This window comes from Bradyrhizobium diazoefficiens (genome assembly GCF_016612535.1).
Classification (GTDB): Bacteria; Pseudomonadota; Alphaproteobacteria; order Rhizobiales; family Xanthobacteraceae; genus Bradyrhizobium; species Bradyrhizobium diazoefficiens_C.
Window position 1 is genome coordinate 2,664,638 of the sequence record NZ_JAENXS010000001.1, and the last position, 15,424, is coordinate 2,680,061.

The window sequence follows — 15,424 nt, forward strand, 5'->3', positions numbered from 1 at the left end:
GCAGCCGGCGCAGCCCGAAGGCGGCGTCGTTCGCCCTTTTTGTGCTGTTCTAGCACCCCATTCACGTCGCTTAACCCGTGCCTGGCCCTATGTTAGGGCCGTACCCCTGCCGGTTCGTTTGCGCCCAGCAACTCGACCTGTCCCACCCGGAGCACGTCGATACGCGGCCCCGTCGTCCCCTCAACCCAGCCCCGAACTCGAATGCGCCGATTTTCCAGGGACTTAAGGGTCATTCCAGCGTTTTCGAACGCCGGCAGATTGCGCTTTGAAATAGTCGCCGCAAAGCCGTGTGTCCAGTTCCGCCCGAAGTTGAGGTAGGTCACTGCCCCAGCTTGTCGGACCGACAGGACTTTGCCCTCGACCACCATAAAGCGCCCGATCCCCGACAAAATATCGTCCGGACTTTCCGCGTTTTTTATGGCCGACGGGTCAGCCCAACTGCCCTTTTTTTGGCGCCGCGCCTCGGCCTCGGACGACATCAGGGCGGCCGCGCAGTTCTTGTCCGTGATTTCGGCGGAGACGAGGGCATCGCCTTGGGCGAGCAGCGTGGCCTGCACCGAGATGTCGCTTTCGCCGATGAACACAAGCGCGCCCTGGCGGCCGTAGCGGTCGGGCATGTCGTCGGCGCTGCGCAGGATCACGTCGCGGCCGGCGAGCAGCGATGTCAGCGCCTGCCTCGTCGTCGCCGTCGCCTCGATTCCAGTGAGGCGGACTTCGCGGCCGTCGTCGAGACGCACGCTGCGCGCATCGACGATGGCCGCGACGCGGCCTTCGCCTTGCGTTTCGAATTGGCACGGCGTGGCGCACGCCGCGTGACCCGCGGCAACAAGAAATGCGACGATGAGGTGAAGCCGTTGCGTCACATGACCCGGAGAGATTGCGTTACGCGCCAACTTTAACACCATTCCGCTTTGCGGAAAACGCGTGTGCTGTTCGCGAAAGCCGCATCGGCTACCGCGCTTGCTGCGCTCTTGCGCATGCGGCATGATTGCGGGAATAGCAATAATCAAGCCGCCATTCAGAGTCAGGCGATCAAGGGAGGTCTTTTCGATGAGGCATATTTTGTCGGGCATTTTTGCCGCCGCGTTGGCTCTCAGCGCAAGCGCCGCGCAGGCCCAGGACAAGCCCCCCCTCAAGATCGGCGGCATCCTCGACATGTCGAGCCTCTACGCCGACATCACCGGCCCCGGCAGCGAGACTGCGGCCAAGATGGCCGTTGAGGACTTTGGTGGCGAGGTGCTGGGACGCAAGATCCAGGTGCTGGCGGCCGACCATCAGAACAAGGCCGACCTTGCTGCCAACATTGCCCGCGACATGATCGACAATCAGGGCGTCGAGATGATCTATGACGTCGCGGCCTCCGCGACCGCCCTTGCCGCCGGCGAGATCGCGAAAGCGCGCAACAAGATCATCATGTTCAACGGCCCGGGCTCGATCCGTCTCACCAATGAGGCCTGCGGTCCCTACACCGTGCACTACGTGTTCGACACGTTCGGCCAGGCCAACGTCACGGGCCTTGCCGCGGTGAAATCCGGCCTCGACACCTGGTTCTTCCTGACTGCCGATTATGCCTTCGGCCAGGATCTGGAGAAGGACACCAGCGCCGTCGTCATCAAGACCGGCGGCAAGGTGCTCGGCAGCGTGCGCCATCCGCTTAATACGTCGGATTTTTCGTCGTTCCTGCTCCAGGCTCAGGCATCGAAAGCCAAGGTCATCGGCCTTGCGAACGCGGGCGGCGACACCGTCAACGCCATCAAGCAGTCGGCCGAATTCGGTATCATGAAGGGCGGCCAGAAGATCTCGCCACTGCTCGCCTTTGTCACCGACATCGACTCGATCGGGCTCGAGACTGCGCAGGGTTTGCTGCTCGCGGAAGCCTTCTACTGGGACCTCAACGACGAGACGCGTGCGTTCTCGAAGCGCTTCCAGGAACGCATGAAGCGGCCGCCGACCTCGGCGCAGGCCGGCGTCTACTCTTCCGTCACTCACTATCTGAAGGCCGTGAAGGCGGCCGGCACGACCGATTCAGCCGCGGTCATGAAGGTGATGAAGGAGACGCCGATCAACGACTTCTTCGCCAAGAACGGCAAGATCCGCGAGGACGGCCGCATGATCCACGACATGTACCTGTTCGAGGTGAAGAAGCCGTCGGAATCCAAGGGCCGTTGGGACGACTACAAGCTCCTCGCCACGGTGCCCGGCAACGAGGCGTTCCAGTCGCTTGAGCAGTCGCGCTGCCCGCTGGTGAAGAAGTGACGTCGTGAAGTAAGTCACGATCCCGGGCGCGAAGCGAGCCCGGGATTCATCGGGCCGCAGTGACGGTTGAGACATGGATTCCGGGCTCGCGCTTCGCGCGCCCGGAATGACGAAAACAACAACAAGGGAGACACCCATGAGCAACGACATGGTTCTGCAAAAGCTCGAAGGCGGGCTGCTCACCATCACCATGAACCGGCCCGAGCGGAAGAACGCGCTCAACCCCGAGATGGTGGCCGGATTGGTCGAGGCGGCGCGTCGCGCGGCTGACGATCCGGATGTTCGCGCGGTGCTGTTCAAGGGCGCCGGCGGCTCGTTCTGCGTCGGCGGTGACGTCAAGTCGATGGCGGCCAGCCGTGCGCCACTGCCGTTCGAGGTGAAAATGGCGAACCTGCGCCGCGGCATGGAGGTCTCGCGCATCCTGCATCAGATGCCGAAGCCCGTGGTGGCGCAGCTCGATGGTGCTGCCGCCGGCGCCGGGCTTTCGATGGCGCTATCCTGCGATCTCCGTGTCGCCTCTGAATCCTGCAAGATCACCACTGCCTTCGCAAAAGTCGGCTTCTCCGGCGATTACGGCGGCACCTATTTCCTGACCCAGCTGCTCGGCAGCGCGCGGGCGCGCGAGCTCTATCTGACGTCGCCGGTGCTCACGGCCAAGGAAGCACATGCCATCGGCATGGTGACCAAGGTCGTCCCCGACGCCGAGATCGACGCGGCCGCATACGAGCTCGCGCTGTCGCTGGCGCAAGGGCCGTCGATCGCGCTCGGTTTCATCAAGCGCAACATCAATAATGCCGAGCATCTGCCGCTGGAAGACTGCTTCGACGGCGAAGCGATCCATCACACCCGCTGCAGCGACACGGAGGACCACAAGGAAGCCGCAAAGGCTTTCGTCGAGAAACGCAAGCCAGCCTTCAAGGGCGCATGACGATGGCGCCCTATATGCGGCTGCGCCAGATCTGTTTGGTCGCGCCGCAGCTCGCGCCTGTGATCTCCGATATCGTCGAGATCATGGGCCTCGCGGTCTGCTACCGGGACGGCAATGTCGCGAAATACGGCCTGGAGAACGCGCTGCTCCCGGTCGACACGATTTTGCTGGAGGTGGTGGCGCCGTTCAAGGACGGCACCACGGCCGGCCGCTTCATCGAGAAGACCGGCGGCCGCGGCGGCTACATGGCGATCTTCTGCTGCAACGATCCGGACGAGCGCGGCCGCAACGCCAATGCGCTGGGCGTGCGCACCGCCAACGTCATCGACCACGCGCCCTATCACGGCGTGCAGCTCCACCCCCGCGATTGCCGCGCCGCCTTCATCGAGTTCAACCACACCGAAGGCAGCGACGACATTCTGGGCCCGTATCCGCCGGCCGGCCCGGACTGGCAAAAGTTCATCCGCAAGGACGTGACGCAGGCGCTGACGGGCGTGGAGATGCAGAGCCCGGACCCGCTGGGGCTGGCGGCGCACTGGGGCAGGATCATCGGCGTTGCGCCGAGCGATGCCGAATTGAACCTGCCCAACGCAACCTTCCGCTTCGTGAAGGGCGCGAGCGAAATCATGAGCGCGCTGGAGTTTCGGGTCACGGATACGGCGCGGGTGCTACATGCCGCCAAGGCCAAGGGGTTGGCGGTTGCGGGCAACGAGTTTCTGTTGGGTGGAGTGACGTTTCGGCTTTCTGCCTAAGCTGTTGCCGCAAACACCCCTGTCGTCCCGGCCTAGTGCGCAATTGCGCACTAGGCCGGGCCGGGACGACAGGGGAAGTTGTGGAGCCGCCCGAGCGATACGACGAGAAGACCGAACTACCGCCCCCTAAAATTCGCCGTCCGCCGCTCTTCCGTTGCCTTCACGCCTTCCTTGAAATCTTCCGTCGCGCGCAGGCGGGTCTGCTCGACCAGCTCGTGATTGGTCGCGGCCATGACGCGATCGGCCAATCCGGCGCGCATCGTGGCGCGGGTGGAGACAAGGCCGAGCGGGGAGCATTCGGCGATCTCGCCGGCAAGCTTCATCGCAGCCGCCTTCACCTGATCCTGCGGCACCAGCTCGTTGGCGAGGCCCCATTTGACGGCTTCCTCGCCGGTGACGCGGCGGCTGGTGTAGAACATCAGCTCCGCGTTATTCTTGCCGATCAGCTCCGGCAGCGTCACTGTCAGGCCGAAGCCGGGATGGAAGCCGAGTTTTGTAAAGTTAGCGGAGAAACGCGCTTCCGGGCAGGTGACGCGGAAGTCAGCCGATACGGCGAGCCCGAGTCCGCCGCCGATGGCGGCGCCCTGCACGGCAGCAACGATCGGCTTCTTGGCGCGGAAGATGCGCACCGCCTGGATGTAAAGATGGTTGATCGGGCCGAGATTGTCAGCGGGATCGCCCTTGGCCGTCTTCTCGGCCTCACGCGCTTCCTGCGCCTGCCGCGCCGGATCGCCAAAGTTGGCGCCGGCGCAGAACGCCTTGCCCTGCGCCGAGAGCACGGAGCTACGGATCTCGATATCGCGATCGAACTCGTCGAGCGCATCCGCGATCTGGTTGATCAGCGAGATGTCGAAGAAGTTGAGCGGAGGCCTGCGGATCTCGATGGTGCCGACATGTCCGACCTTCTCGACGCCGATATCTTTGTAGGTGCTCATGATGATCCTCGAATGATTTTGCTCAGCGCAACCCAAGGCCGCGGGCGATGATGCCGCGCAGAACCTCGGTGGTGCCGCCCTGGATGGTGAGTTTCGGCGCGGTCTTGATCGCGAAGTCGAGCTGCCGCTCCAGCGTCTCGCGGTTGGTCGCGGTTTCCTCGACGAAGGCGGCGAGATCTCGCACCCGGTGCGGAAGCTGCTGCTCCCAGACCGTACCGATATCCTTGACGATGGAAGCTTCGACCACCGGCTCCTTGCCGGCCTGCAGCATGCCGGCAACCGAGACCGACATGCGCCGCATGGTGTGGAGCTGTGCGACCAGCCGGCCGATGCCTTCGGCGCTGCGCGTGTCCGGATTGGGACCGACCGCGCGGACCAACTCGGTCAGCACGTAATAGGTCTCAAGGAAGCGCTCGGGGCCGGAACGCTCATAAGCGAGCTCGCTCGTTGCTTGCTTCCAGGCGCCGTCGACCTCGCCCAGCACATGATCTTCGGGTACGAAGAAGTCGGTGAAGACCACCTCGTTGAACTCGTACTGGCCGGTGATCTGCCCGATCGGGTTCACCTGGATGCCCGGCTGCTTCATCTTGACCAGAAATTGCGTCAGGCCGTGACGGCGGTTTTCCTTGGTCGGCGGTGACGTGCGGAAAATCGCGATCATGTAGTCGGCGATGTGCGCCGACGAGGTCCAGATCTTGGTGCCGTTGATGAGATAGCCGCCGTCGGTCTTGGTCGCGCGCGTCTTGGCCGCGAACAGGTCGGAGCCGGAGTTCGGCTCGCTCATGCCGATCGCAAAACAGATCTCGCCGCGGCAGATGCGCGGCAGGATGTCCATCTTGATGTGCTCAGGCGCGTATTTGATGAGCACCGGCCCGCTCTGGCGGTCGGCGACGAAGAAGCGCCGTGTCGGTGCGTTGGCGACGCGCATCTCTTCCGTCACGACGTAGCGCTCGAGGAAGGAACGTTCCTGGCCGCCATATTTCTTCGGCCAGGTCATGCCGAGCCAGCCCTTGGCGCCCACCTTGCGAGAAAATTCCGGCACGTCGGTGTCTTCGCGGTTGGGCTTGAATGGACTGAAGGTGCCGGCGGCGATTTCTTCGGCGAGGAAGGCGCGCACTTCCTTGCGCAGTTGCTCGCACTCGGGCGGCAGGCGGATCGGATCGAAACGGAGGGCAGCGGTCATGTCTTCGTTCCCTGATCAGCGTGACGCCACGAGCGGCCACAATTCATCGGCCCCGCGCTTGGCAACCAGCTTGCCGAGCTCGACGGCCCAGTGGCTTTCCGAACCGAAATCGTCGCGCCAGGCCAGCGCCCGCAACGAATAGCGATGCAGAATGTGCTCGATGGTGAAGCCGATTGCGCCATGGACCTGATGCGCGATGCCGCCGCCCTTTTCCGCAGCCTCAGCGCAGCGGATTTTTGCCGCTGCTGCCTCGAGGTAGACGGCGTCGTCAAAGGAGGCCGCATTCGAGATAGCGTCGGCCGCGGATGTCGCCGCCGCAAGAGCTGCTGCAGATTCGCCGGCAAGGCGGGCGAGATTGTGCTGCACCGCCTGGAATTTCGAGATCTTCTTCTCGAAGGCGACGCGTTCGTTGGAGTAGCGCACGGAGATGCCGAGCATCGCTTCGAGCGCGCCGGCAATCTGCAGGCTGCGCGCGACGCCGCCCATCAGCATCATGGTGGTCTGGTCAAAACCCTTCGGCGCCGGCTTGATGGTGACGGGCTGAATCTTTTCGAGCGTGACGGTGTCGCTGTGGTCGTAGCCGACATTGAGCCCGGATTCGGTCCGCGCCTTGGCGGCATCGACCAGCGCGATTGAGACCTCGTCCTTGCCGTGCGCGAGCACGGCAAAATGCTTCGCCGCCTTTGCAAAGGGCACGCCGCGTGCGCGGCCGGAGAGGGAGCCGTCGGCATCGATCGTGATGCGGTCTTTCGGGGAGGCCGGCAGCACCGTCATCTCGCCTTCCGGCGAGGCGATCTTCGCCTGCGCCAGCAGCCAGCCCGCCAGCATGGTCTCCGCCAGGGGAACCGCGACGGCAAAGCGGCCAGCGGCGTTCAGCAGCGCAAAACCGTCGGCGAGGCTCGCGCCGGAGCCGCCGAGATCGTCGGGCACCCAGGCCAGGGGCAAGCCGGCTTCGCTCAGCGCCCGCCACAGCGGCGCTTGCCAGGAACCCTTCTTGTCGTTGTTGATCTCTTGCGGATCGGCGAGATCGGCGAAGATTTTCTCCGCGGTCTCGACGACGATATTGTCACTCTCCGCCACAGCGTTCCTCGTGTTTTACCATTGGCGTGCCTTGCCTGGTGGGCCGGCGCGCAGTTTCTTCTTGCGCCCGATGATCCGAAAAAGCCATGGCCCTGACAAGCGTTGATCGCAGGCCCATCTGCGGCGGCGGCATGGGCACATTAATTCCGCTTAGCGGAGTTTGCTCGATTTGCAGGGCGCGGCAAACTCGCTAAACAAAGCGCCAGCAACTTACAAAGGGAAGGAAATCCGGATGACCGAGGACAATTTGTGCGCAATCGTGACGGGGTCCGCATCCGGCCTCGGTGCTGCGACCGCTGAAATTCTCGCACGGACCGGGGCGCGGCTCGTCATCAACTATTCGTCGAGCCAGAAGGAAGCCGAGGCGACGGCAGAGCTCTGCCGCAAGGCGGGTGCAGCGGAAGTGCTGGTCGCGCAGGGCGACGTCTCGAAGGATGACGATTGCCGCAGAATCGTTGCGGCGGCAACCGGCTGGGGGCGGCTCGACATCCTCGTCAACAATGCCGGCATTACCAAACATGTCGCCCATGCCGACCTCGACGGATTGTCGGCGGAAGATTTCCGGCGGCTCTACGGTGTCAACACCATCGGCCCGTTCCAGATGGTGCGTGCGGCGCGCAGCCTGCTTGAGGCCGGAGCGAAGGCGTCGGAGCGGCCGTCTGCGGTGGTCAACGTATCCTCGGTCGCCGGCATCAGCGGCGTCGGCTCGTCGATTGCGTATGCCGCCAGCAAGGGCGCGCTGAACACGATGACACTGTCGCTGTCGCGCGCGCTGGCGCCGCTGATCCGCGTCAACACGGTATGCCCCGGCTATATCGACACACCCTGGTTTACGAAGGGCCGCGGCGAGGCCGGTGCCAAGCAGGTGCGCGACAGCGTCGTGGCCAAGGTGCCGCTCAGGGTCGCTTCAACCGCCGAGGACATCGCGCAGCTCGTCTGCTTCCTGGCGATGCCGGCCTCCAGCAACATGACCGGCGAGGTCGTGCGCATGGACGCGGGGATGCATTTGATTGCGTGATTGCATTCGTCGAGCGCGGCAAACACAAGTGTCGTTCCGGCGAAGGCCGGGATCCACAACCCCAGGGAGTAGTTTGACGCGAGGCTGGTAGCTCCGAATCTTCGCCAAACCAAATCCTGTGGGTATGGGTCCCGGCCTTCGCCGGGACGACACAAGAATTTATAGGACGAGACGGCGGGCTACCCCTTGATCACGCCGCTCGCCACCAGCCGGTGCCAGATGAACAGCACCACCACGGCGCCGATCGTGGCCATGATGAAGCCGGCGCCCTGGTCCGGACCGTAATGGCCGATGGCCTGGCCGATGAAGGTGGCGAGAAACGCACCGACGATGCCGAGAATGGTGGTGAGGATGAAGCCCGACGGGTTGTTCGGCCCCGGCGCCAGAAAACGTGCGATGAGGCCGGCGACGAAGCCGACGACGATGATCCACAAGATGCCGCCCATGCTCATGTCCGTGCTCCCCTTGCCGAATGCGTAGATCCAATTTGGATTAAATTTTGCCCGAGAGCTCGTTCTCGGTCGGCAGCCGGCCGTCCGGCGTCAAATGATCGACCACCTGCGGCAGATACTGACTGAGGCCGGACAGCAGTTCGTCACGCGACAGGCCGCTCTGCGCGGACAGGCTCTCGATCTGGTCGGCGCCGAGCGCATTGGCGAGATCGCCAGGCGCGATCGCCTTGTTCTCGCCCTTGCCGACCCAGGTGTTCGCGGTCTCGCCGTGGCCGCCCTGCTGCAACTGGTTGAGGAGATCGCCGAGCCCGCCACTCAGCACGCTGCCGGCCGCGCCGCCCGCGAGCAGGCCGCCGAGGCCGCCCTTGAGCAGGCCACCAAGGCCGCCAACACCGCCGCTATCCGCGGTGCTCGTGGGCGGAGGAGCTGGCGCCGGTGACGGTTGCGGAGCTGTGCCGGACTGTGTTGCGGTCATATGCTTGAACGCCTTCCAGGCGAGCAGGCCGAGGATCGCCATGGTCATCGGCGACATGCCGCCGGAGGATGATTGTGAGCTCGGCGTGCTCGGGCCGCGCGGGCCGTTCTGCATGCCGTTGAGGACGTCGAGTAGACCCATAATGCTCTCCTTTGGCGCTCTCGTGCAGCGAGCTCTCGCCGCTGACAGGCCCGCGGGGCAAAACCATATGGGGCTCTCATGACGGTTACAAGGCGGATGCGCTTTGGCCGCGATCGGCCAGCCGGTCTCGCCTCAGCTCTTTGCCTCTGCTATCGAAAGCGGGCCGTTCAGGGAGCGAGGTCAGATGGTGGCGGATCGATCGATCGTGGTAGCCGGCGCGGGCGCCATCGGTTGTTTCGTCGGGGGCCAGCTGGCCGCTTCCGGCCGCCGCGTCGCACTCCTGGTGAGGCCGCGGGTGAAGACCGAGATCGAGCGGTTCGGCCTGCGGCTGACGGATTTCGATGGCTCCGAGAAGAAGTTGGCTGGGGGCCAGATTGCGTTGTCGGAGGACCCCGCGATCTTCCACAGCGCCGGCATCGTGCTGGTCACGGTGAAGAGCGCCGACACCGCCGACGTCGCCGACCAGATCGCACAGCACGCGCCGCAGGATGCCATCATCGTGTCCTTGCAGAACGGCGTCGGCAATGTCGCCACTCTGCATGAGCGGCTGGGCGGCCGACGCGTGCTCGCGGGCATGGTGCCGTTCAATGTGGTCGCGATGGGCGAAGGGCGCTTCCACCGCTCGAGCTCTGGCGACATCCATGTCGGCGAAGATGCGGAGAACACCGCCTCGGCGCTCTCGGTGCCGGGGCTGGCCGTGCGCGCCAGCCGCGACATCACCGGCGTGCAATGGGGCAAGCTGATCATCAATCTGAACAACGCGCTCAGCGCGCTGTCCGGCATGCCGCTGGCTGCACAATTGGCAAATCGCGACTGGCGAAAACTGTTCGCCGACCAGATGGCGGAAGGCCTCGCCGTCCTGAAGGCCGCGGGCGTTACACCGGCCTCGGCGACACCGATCCCGCCGAACTGGATGCCCACCCTGCTCAGATTGCCCGACATGATCTTCAACGCGATCCTGGGGCGGACGATGAAAATCGATCCCGAGGCGCGCTCCTCGATGTGGCAGGACCTGAAGCTGGGCCGCAAGACCGAGATCGACTACCTCCAGGGCGCGGTCATCGCGCTCGCCGAGCAGAACAATGTCGATGTGCCGCTGATGCGCCGCATTGTTGCGCTGGTGAAGGAGGCAGAAGCAGCGGGCAAGGGCCCGCCCGGGCTGACGCCGCAGCAGATTCGCGGTTGAGATCTACTGTTCAAGGAGGAGCGCGATGAAACGTCGGTTGATTGGGCTTGCGCTGATCGCATTCTGCAGCGGATCGACGGTTGCGGAGGCGAGGCCGCCGACGGTCATGAACTCTCCCGGCTATGACAGGCGATTGCAGGAAAGCAGGTTGCAATTGGGTAGTTCACCGACGACAACGGCGCCGGTGACTACGCCCGTGGTGACACCCAAGCGCACCAAGAAGAAGCAGACGAACTGACGCATAGGTCTCCGCTGTCGTCCCGGCGAAGGCCGGGACCCATAACCACCGAATTGAATTTGGGCGAAGACTCGCGGTCGCTAATCTCGTGCTACAACTACTCCCTGGGATAATGGGTCCCGGCCTTCGCCGGGACGACATCTGAGAGCATCGTAACAGCGAGCCTCAGCTCTTCTTCGCCGACTTGCTCGGCGTCGGGCTGAACAGCTTCTTCAAGTCGTTCAATCCTTCTGACAGCCGCGGCCATTCGCAGGAGAACGAGCCCCTGGCGCAGTTTGCGCCCTTCGGTCGCGGTCGCCCATCGGCGCCGACGGTCTGTAACACCTTCGGCCGCTCCACCGGGACGGGCACGCGTGCGACGTCGGATCGCAACGCGACCTGCTGGAGCCGCTGCGCCTGTTGTTCCTGCTGCTCGCGTTGCTGGCGCGCTACGGCCTGGGCCGCTTCATTGCTGCGTCGCTGATCGGCGAGATAGGCGGTGTAGGATTCGTCGATCTTCTTCTGCTCCTCCGACGTCGGGTTCGGCCCCGCGATGTCGAAGCTGCGGTCCTGGAGGAAATCGTAGTAGGTGTAGCCGCCGCCCGCCTTGCGCCGGCCGGCGAATTTGGCGTTGCAGTCCGCAAGGGCTGCGGTCTTCTCGGCCTTGGTCGCGGATTTTTCGGCGGCGTCGGCGCATTCCTCGAAATCGACCGGTGCGTGCTTCCACCATTGCGCGTGGGCATGCGGCGACGTCAGCAGAAAAAACCCTGCTGCGGCAACGAAAAACGGCGCCGCACGACGCGATGCAACTACGTCCGACATTCTACGAGAGCATTCCCTGAAAAACTCAACCCTAACTGGGTCGAGCCTGATTTTTGCTCCATTATCGCCGGGTTGTCACCCGTGGAACCCGGGAATTTCATGGCTGGGTTGCTGACATTTTTTGCTTGACGTGGCCCGGGAGTCACAGCCGCGCTGCATGTGATGCGTTTAGAGTTTTATCGAACTGAATTCGAAGCGGATGATCGAACATGAGAGCGCTGAGCTGTTTGGCCGCAATCGCGTTGGTGCTGGTTTGCGGCCGCGCGCTCGCCGCAGAGGACGAGGCACCCAACCACAAGCCGGTGAAGGTCGTCGCAGATGCTCGGCTGTCGGTCGGCGGCCACGGACTATTGCCGCTGTATCTCTCGAGCGACTGGTCGATGCCGCTGCCGGCGATCTCGCGTGCCGTCATCGTGCTGCATGGACGCCTGCGCAATGCCGACGAATATTACATCTCAGCCCACACAGCGCAGGTCGCGGCCGGCGAGGACGGCAAGAGCGCGCTCATGATCGTGCCGCAGTTTCTGGCAGAGGTCGATATCGAAGCCCACAAGCTGCCCGCCGACACGCTGCGCTGGTCGCCGGAGGAGTGGGAGGGCGGCGATGCAGCGCTTGCACCGAATCCGGTCCCCTCCTTCGAGGCGCTCGATGCGATCCTTGCAAAACTCTCGGACCGGCGCATCTTCCCGAACTTGAAACAGGTCGTGGTTGCCGGCCATTCCGGCGGCGGCCAGGTCGTGCAGCGCTACGCTATCGCCGGCAAGGGCGAGGCGGCGCTGTCGCGTCAGCACATCGACGTCCGCTACGTCGTCGCCAACCCATCGTCCTATGCCTATTTCAGCGCGGAGCGTCCCGTGCCGGCCGTCGCCGCCTCCTGCGCGGGCTTTAACAACTGGAAATACGGCATGGATGAGCGACCGCCTTATCTTGCCGACGCAACACCAGCCGCACTCGAGCAGCGCTATGTCGAGCGCGACGTGATCTATCTGCTCGGCACGCTCGACACCAAGCCCGCGGCAGACAAGAGCTGCATGGGCGAAGCGCAAGGCCCGCATCGCTACGCCCGCGGTCACGCCTATGCCGACGCGATGGCGAAGCGAGATCACGGTACGCCCAATCATCGGGTGTGGGACGTCGCCGGCGTCGGCCATGACGGCGACAAGATGCTGGCCTCCAAGTGCGGGCTTGCCGCGCTGTTCGATATTCCGGGCTGCGGCGCGGAGCGGTGATGAGGGCGCTTTCAAGCTTGCGTCTTGCAAGGCTTGCGTCTTGAAGGCCCTGTGTCTTGAAGGCCTGAGGGGCGCGCGTTCCGCATCATGCCGTCGAAGGCGCGGGCGCACGCCGACTGAGAAGAATGACGGAAGGACCGAACTGCATGACCATCACGATCGCAGCGAATAGTGTGCCGAAACCACCGGCAGAGATCATCGAGGGCTTCAGGGTCGCGCCGACCTCGATCATTTCCGACAATCTCGGCCGGCTTCCAGGCGCCGTCGGGCTAAAGGCCTATCACCACAGTGGCAAGCTGGTGGGGACGGCCTTCACGGTGCGCACCCGGCCGGGCGACAACCTCGCCATCCACCGCGCGCTCGAGCTGGTCGGTCCCGGCGATGTCATCGTGGTCGATGGCGGCGGCGACGAGACCCGGGCGCTGGTCGGCGAGATCATGAAAAACATCGCGCAGTGGCGCAAAGCGGAAGGTTATGTGATCGACGGCGCGATCCGCGATGTCGCGGCCTTCGCCGGCGACGACTTTCCCTGCTTCGCACGCGCAGTGATCCATCGCGGCCCCTACAAGAACGGCCCGGGTGAGATCAACGTGCCCGTGTCGATCGGCGGCAGCGTGATCTCGCCCGGCGATATCGTGGTGGGTGACGAGGACGGCGTGGTGTCGTTTCCCGCCACGGGCGCCGCAGCACTGCTGGAGGCCGTGCGTGCCCAGATCACGCGCGAGGAGGAGACACTGAAAGCCATCCGCGAGGGCCGCTATCAGGGCTCTTACGGCAAGTCATAATCAAAGCAGGGCAGGGAGGATCGCGTGAGCCAGAAGGACGAATTCCACAATCTCGACAATGCCGCCGACGGGCTGTTTCGCGAACTGGCGGCCGGGGTGACCACGCGCATCTTTTCCGGCGAGCAGGCGATGCTGTCGGTGGTGACGCTGGCGCCGCACGCGCAAGGTACACTGCACCATCATCCCGAGGAGCAATGGGGCGTGCTGCTGGACGGCTCCGCGATCCGCGTCCAGGGCGGCGAGGAGATTGCCGTGAAGAAGGGAGACTTCTGGCGCACGCCCGGCAACGTGCCGCACACCATGCGCGCCGGGCCCGACGGCGCCCGCGTGCTGGACATTTTCAGTCCACCGCGGCCTGAATACAAAAAAGCGGGATCGGGTTTCGGGACGACCTGACGAGGCGGGCAGACCTCGTATTCGGCCAAGCGAAGGGCTTCCGATCCCGCCACCGCTTTGCTATGAACGCGTCCAGGCAACCCGCCTCACGGGCGGGTTCCGCGGTCCCGTAGCTCAGCCGGATAGAGCGGCGGTTTCCTAAACCGTAGGTCGCATGTTCGAGTCATGCCGGGATCGCCATTAATGCCTTCAAAACATTTCTGAGAAGGCTCGACGCCGGCTGGCCGCAGAGGCTTCGCGGTCGGTTAGCGGAGCGTATGACGCTCACACCAATCCGCCCTATCGCAGTTTGCTCGTCCGGCGCAAAACTTGCTACAGGCAAGAGGCTTGCCGGTCGCCACGTGCCGCGCCATGCCCCTGCAATATCCGGAGACGATGATGCCTTTCGATTTGATCCTGCGCGGCGGACGGATCGTTGACCCCTCGCAGAAGCTCGACGCCGTGACGGATGTCGCATTTTCGGGTGGCAAGGTCGCCGCTGTCGGCAGCGGGCTGAAGGCCGATCCGACCACCGAGGTCCGGGACGTCTCGCAGTTCATCGTGACGCCGGGGCTGATCGATCTCCACACCCACGTCTATTGGGGCGGCACATCGCTCGGCATCGATGCCGAGGAATTCTGCCGCACCTCCGGCGTCACCACCTCGGTCGACACCGGCAGCGCCGGCCCCGGCAATTTCGCGGGCTTCCGCAAGCATGTGATCGAGCCGAGCCAGGTCCGCATCCTCGCCTATCTGCATGTCTCGCATGCCGGCATCTTCGGCTTCTCGCACCGGATCATGGTCGGCGAGAGCGAGGAGCTGCGGCTGATGAATCCGATCGAAGCGGCCAAGGTGGCCGATGCCAACCGCGACCTCATCGTCGGCATCAAGGTCCGCGTCGGACTGCATTCCTCGGGCACGTCGGGGACGGTGCCGCTCGACATCGCGCTCGAAGTCGCGAACGAGGTCGGCATGCCCCTGATGGCGCATATCGACCATCCGCCGCCGAGCTACGAGGAGGTGCTGGCCCGCCTGCGTCCCGGCGACGTACTGACCCACGCCTTCCGCCCGTTCCCGAACACGCCGGCGACCGCGCAGGGCACGGTGAAGAAGGCGGTACTGGACGCGCGCGAGCGCGGCGTGCTGTTTGATATCGGCCACGGCAAGGGCTCGTTCGCGTTCAAGACCGCGCGTGCGATGCTCGCCAACGGCTTCTATCCGGACACCATCTCATCGGACATCCACCAGCTCTGCATCGACGGGCCGGCCTTCGACCAAGTGACGACCATGTCGAAATTCCTGTGCATGGGCATGGAGCTGTCGGATGTCATCGCGGCGTCGACGGAGAATGCCGCAATGGCGCTGCGGCGGCCCGAGCTTGGCAGCCTCAAGCCGGGCAGCGTCGGCGACGCCACGCTGATCTCGGTGAAGCAAGGCCAGTTCGACTATGAGGACGTCGTCGGCGAGCACCTGATCGGCGACCGCAAGATCGTCTCCGAAGGTGTCGTCATCGGCGGCCGCTGGTGGCATCCGAACTAGGCTTCGCCTCTCCGCGTAAGAATGGGAGAGGGGCCTTCCATGCGGCGCCTT

The 15,424-nt window shown here is 64.3% G+C and carries 16 protein-coding genes and 1 tRNA gene; 10 read left to right on the forward strand and 7 right to left on the reverse strand.

The window, feature by feature from the left end; all coding sequences use genetic code 11:
* Positions 1 to 92: 92 nt before the first annotated feature.
* Complete coding sequence (locus JJE66_RS12525; RefSeq protein ID WP_200515342.1) at positions 93 to 905, reverse strand: thermonuclease family protein; 813 nt, start codon at positions 903 to 905, stop codon at positions 93 to 95.
* 145 nt (positions 906 to 1,050) lie between these two features.
* Between JJE66_RS12525 and JJE66_RS12530 the strand changes: the two genes are divergently transcribed.
* The 3 genes from JJE66_RS12530 to JJE66_RS12540 all read left to right on the forward strand — a co-directional run bounded on the left by JJE66_RS12530 (position 1,051) and on the right by JJE66_RS12540 (position 3,936).
* Positions 1,051 to 2,256 carry an ABC transporter substrate-binding protein gene (locus JJE66_RS12530; RefSeq protein WP_200514565.1) on the forward strand — a complete coding sequence of 402 codons (1,206 nt, stop codon included), beginning with the start codon at positions 1,051 to 1,053 and terminating at the stop codon, positions 2,254 to 2,256.
* Positions 2,257 to 2,392: 136 nt separating this feature from the next.
* A complete protein-coding gene (locus JJE66_RS12535) occupies positions 2,393 to 3,184 on the forward strand; it encodes an enoyl-CoA hydratase (RefSeq protein ID WP_200514566.1) in 792 nt (263 codons plus the stop codon).
* Between the two features lie 2 nt (positions 3,185 to 3,186).
* Positions 3,187 to 3,936: a hypothetical protein gene (locus tag JJE66_RS12540; protein WP_200514567.1), complete on the forward strand. Its 750-nt coding sequence runs from the start codon at positions 3,187 to 3,189 to the stop codon at positions 3,934 to 3,936.
* 116 nt (positions 3,937 to 4,052) lie between these two features.
* On the opposite strand, the gene JJE66_RS12545 is transcribed toward JJE66_RS12540, so the two are convergent.
* The 3 genes from JJE66_RS12545 to JJE66_RS12555 are packed head-to-tail and all read right to left on the reverse strand — an operon-like array spanning position 4,053 to position 7,134.
* Complete coding sequence (locus tag JJE66_RS12545) at positions 4,053 to 4,871, reverse strand: enoyl-CoA hydratase/isomerase family protein (RefSeq protein WP_200514568.1); 819 nt, start codon at positions 4,869 to 4,871, stop codon at positions 4,053 to 4,055.
* Between the two features lie 22 nt (positions 4,872 to 4,893).
* Positions 4,894 to 6,054, reverse strand: a complete 1,161-nt coding sequence (locus tag JJE66_RS12550; RefSeq protein ID WP_200514569.1) for an acyl-CoA dehydrogenase family protein — start codon at positions 6,052 to 6,054, stop codon at positions 4,894 to 4,896.
* A 15-nt stretch (positions 6,055 to 6,069) separates the two neighbouring features.
* On the reverse strand, positions 6,070 to 7,134 hold the full coding sequence (locus tag JJE66_RS12555) for an acyl-CoA dehydrogenase family protein (RefSeq protein ID WP_200514570.1): 1,065 nt from the start codon (positions 7,132 to 7,134) through the stop codon (positions 6,070 to 6,072).
* Positions 7,135 to 7,366: 232 nt separating this feature from the next.
* On the opposite strand from JJE66_RS12555, the gene JJE66_RS12560 reads away from it, so the two are divergent.
* Positions 7,367 to 8,152: an SDR family NAD(P)-dependent oxidoreductase gene (locus JJE66_RS12560; RefSeq protein ID WP_200514571.1), complete on the forward strand. Its 786-nt coding sequence runs from the start codon at positions 7,367 to 7,369 to the stop codon at positions 8,150 to 8,152.
* Positions 8,153 to 8,331: 179 nt separating this feature from the next.
* Here JJE66_RS12560 and JJE66_RS12565 read toward each other — a convergent pair whose 3' ends face one another.
* The gene (locus tag JJE66_RS12565; RefSeq protein ID WP_200514572.1) at positions 8,332 to 8,604 is read right to left on the reverse strand and encodes a GlsB/YeaQ/YmgE family stress response membrane protein; all 273 of its coding nucleotides are present in this window, start codon (positions 8,602 to 8,604) and stop codon (positions 8,332 to 8,334) included.
* Positions 8,605 to 8,644: 40 nt separating this feature from the next.
* Positions 8,645 to 9,220, reverse strand: coding sequence for a YidB family protein (locus JJE66_RS12570; protein ID WP_200514573.1), 576 nt, complete (start codon positions 9,218 to 9,220; stop codon positions 8,645 to 8,647).
* Between the two features lie 184 nt (positions 9,221 to 9,404).
* On the opposite strand from JJE66_RS12570, the gene JJE66_RS12575 reads away from it, so the two are divergent.
* Entirely contained in the window at positions 9,405 to 10,406 is a 1,002-nt protein-coding gene (locus JJE66_RS12575) for a 2-dehydropantoate 2-reductase (protein ID WP_200514574.1), read from the forward strand.
* A 403-nt stretch (positions 10,407 to 10,809) separates the two neighbouring features.
* Here JJE66_RS12575 and JJE66_RS12580 read toward each other — a convergent pair whose 3' ends face one another.
* Complete coding sequence (locus JJE66_RS12580; RefSeq protein WP_200514575.1) at positions 10,810 to 11,445, reverse strand: hypothetical protein; 636 nt, start codon at positions 11,443 to 11,445, stop codon at positions 10,810 to 10,812.
* Between the two features lie 209 nt (positions 11,446 to 11,654).
* On the opposite strand from JJE66_RS12580, the gene JJE66_RS12585 reads away from it, so the two are divergent.
* From JJE66_RS12585 to JJE66_RS12605, 5 genes are all read left to right on the forward strand, one after another.
* Positions 11,655 to 12,674, forward strand: a complete 1,020-nt coding sequence (locus JJE66_RS12585; RefSeq protein ID WP_200514576.1) for an alpha/beta hydrolase — start codon at positions 11,655 to 11,657, stop codon at positions 12,672 to 12,674.
* A 146-nt stretch (positions 12,675 to 12,820) separates the two neighbouring features.
* Positions 12,821 to 13,459 carry an RraA family protein gene (locus tag JJE66_RS12590; RefSeq protein WP_200514577.1) on the forward strand — a complete coding sequence of 213 codons (639 nt, stop codon included), beginning with the start codon at positions 12,821 to 12,823 and terminating at the stop codon, positions 13,457 to 13,459.
* Positions 13,460 to 13,483: 24 nt separating this feature from the next.
* Positions 13,484 to 13,855 (forward strand): cupin domain-containing protein, encoded by a 372-nt coding sequence (locus tag JJE66_RS12595; protein WP_200514578.1) that lies wholly within the window; start codon positions 13,484 to 13,486, stop codon positions 13,853 to 13,855.
* 103 nt (positions 13,856 to 13,958) lie between these two features.
* A tRNA-Arg gene (locus JJE66_RS12600) sits at positions 13,959 to 14,035 on the forward strand.
* Between the two features lie 198 nt (positions 14,036 to 14,233).
* A complete protein-coding gene (locus JJE66_RS12605; protein WP_200514579.1) occupies positions 14,234 to 15,373 on the forward strand; it encodes an amidohydrolase/deacetylase family metallohydrolase in 1,140 nt (379 codons plus the stop codon).
* Positions 15,374 to 15,424 lie beyond the last annotated feature (51 nt).

Bases quoted from the DNA above. Each gene is read 5' to 3' on its own strand.
- JJE66_RS12525 (WP_200515342.1), bottom strand. From the start codon at position 905: ATGGTGTTAAAGTTGGCGCGTAACGCAATCTCTCCGGGTCATGTGACG.
- JJE66_RS12535 (WP_200514566.1), top strand. From the start codon at position 2,393: ATGAGCAACGACATGGTTCTGCAAAAGCTCGAAGGCGGGCTGCTCACC.
- JJE66_RS12590 (WP_200514577.1), top strand. From the start codon at position 12,821: ATGACCATCACGATCGCAGCGAATAGTGTGCCGAAACCACCGGCAGAG.
- JJE66_RS12605 (WP_200514579.1), top strand. From the start codon at position 14,234: ATGCCTTTCGATTTGATCCTGCGCGGCGGACGGATCGTTGACCCCTCG.
- JJE66_RS12565 (WP_200514572.1), bottom strand. From the start codon at position 8,604: ATGAGCATGGGCGGCATCTTGTGGATCATCGTCGTCGGCTTCGTCGCC.
- JJE66_RS12550 (WP_200514569.1), bottom strand. From the start codon at position 6,054: ATGACCGCTGCCCTCCGTTTCGATCCGATCCGCCTGCCGCCCGAGTGC.
- JJE66_RS12580 (WP_200514575.1), bottom strand. From the start codon at position 11,445: ATGTCGGACGTAGTTGCATCGCGTCGTGCGGCGCCGTTTTTCGTTGCC.
- JJE66_RS12545 (WP_200514568.1), bottom strand. From the start codon at position 4,871: ATGAGCACCTACAAAGATATCGGCGTCGAGAAGGTCGGACATGTCGGC.
- JJE66_RS12530 (WP_200514565.1), top strand. From the start codon at position 1,051: ATGAGGCATATTTTGTCGGGCATTTTTGCCGCCGCGTTGGCTCTCAGC.
- JJE66_RS12560 (WP_200514571.1), top strand. From the start codon at position 7,367: ATGACCGAGGACAATTTGTGCGCAATCGTGACGGGGTCCGCATCCGGC.
- JJE66_RS12575 (WP_200514574.1), top strand. From the start codon at position 9,405: ATGGTGGCGGATCGATCGATCGTGGTAGCCGGCGCGGGCGCCATCGGT.
- JJE66_RS12585 (WP_200514576.1), top strand. From the start codon at position 11,655: ATGAGAGCGCTGAGCTGTTTGGCCGCAATCGCGTTGGTGCTGGTTTGC.
- JJE66_RS12540 (WP_200514567.1), top strand. From the start codon at position 3,187: ATGGCGCCCTATATGCGGCTGCGCCAGATCTGTTTGGTCGCGCCGCAG.
- JJE66_RS12570 (WP_200514573.1), bottom strand. From the start codon at position 9,220: ATGGGTCTACTCGACGTCCTCAACGGCATGCAGAACGGCCCGCGCGGC.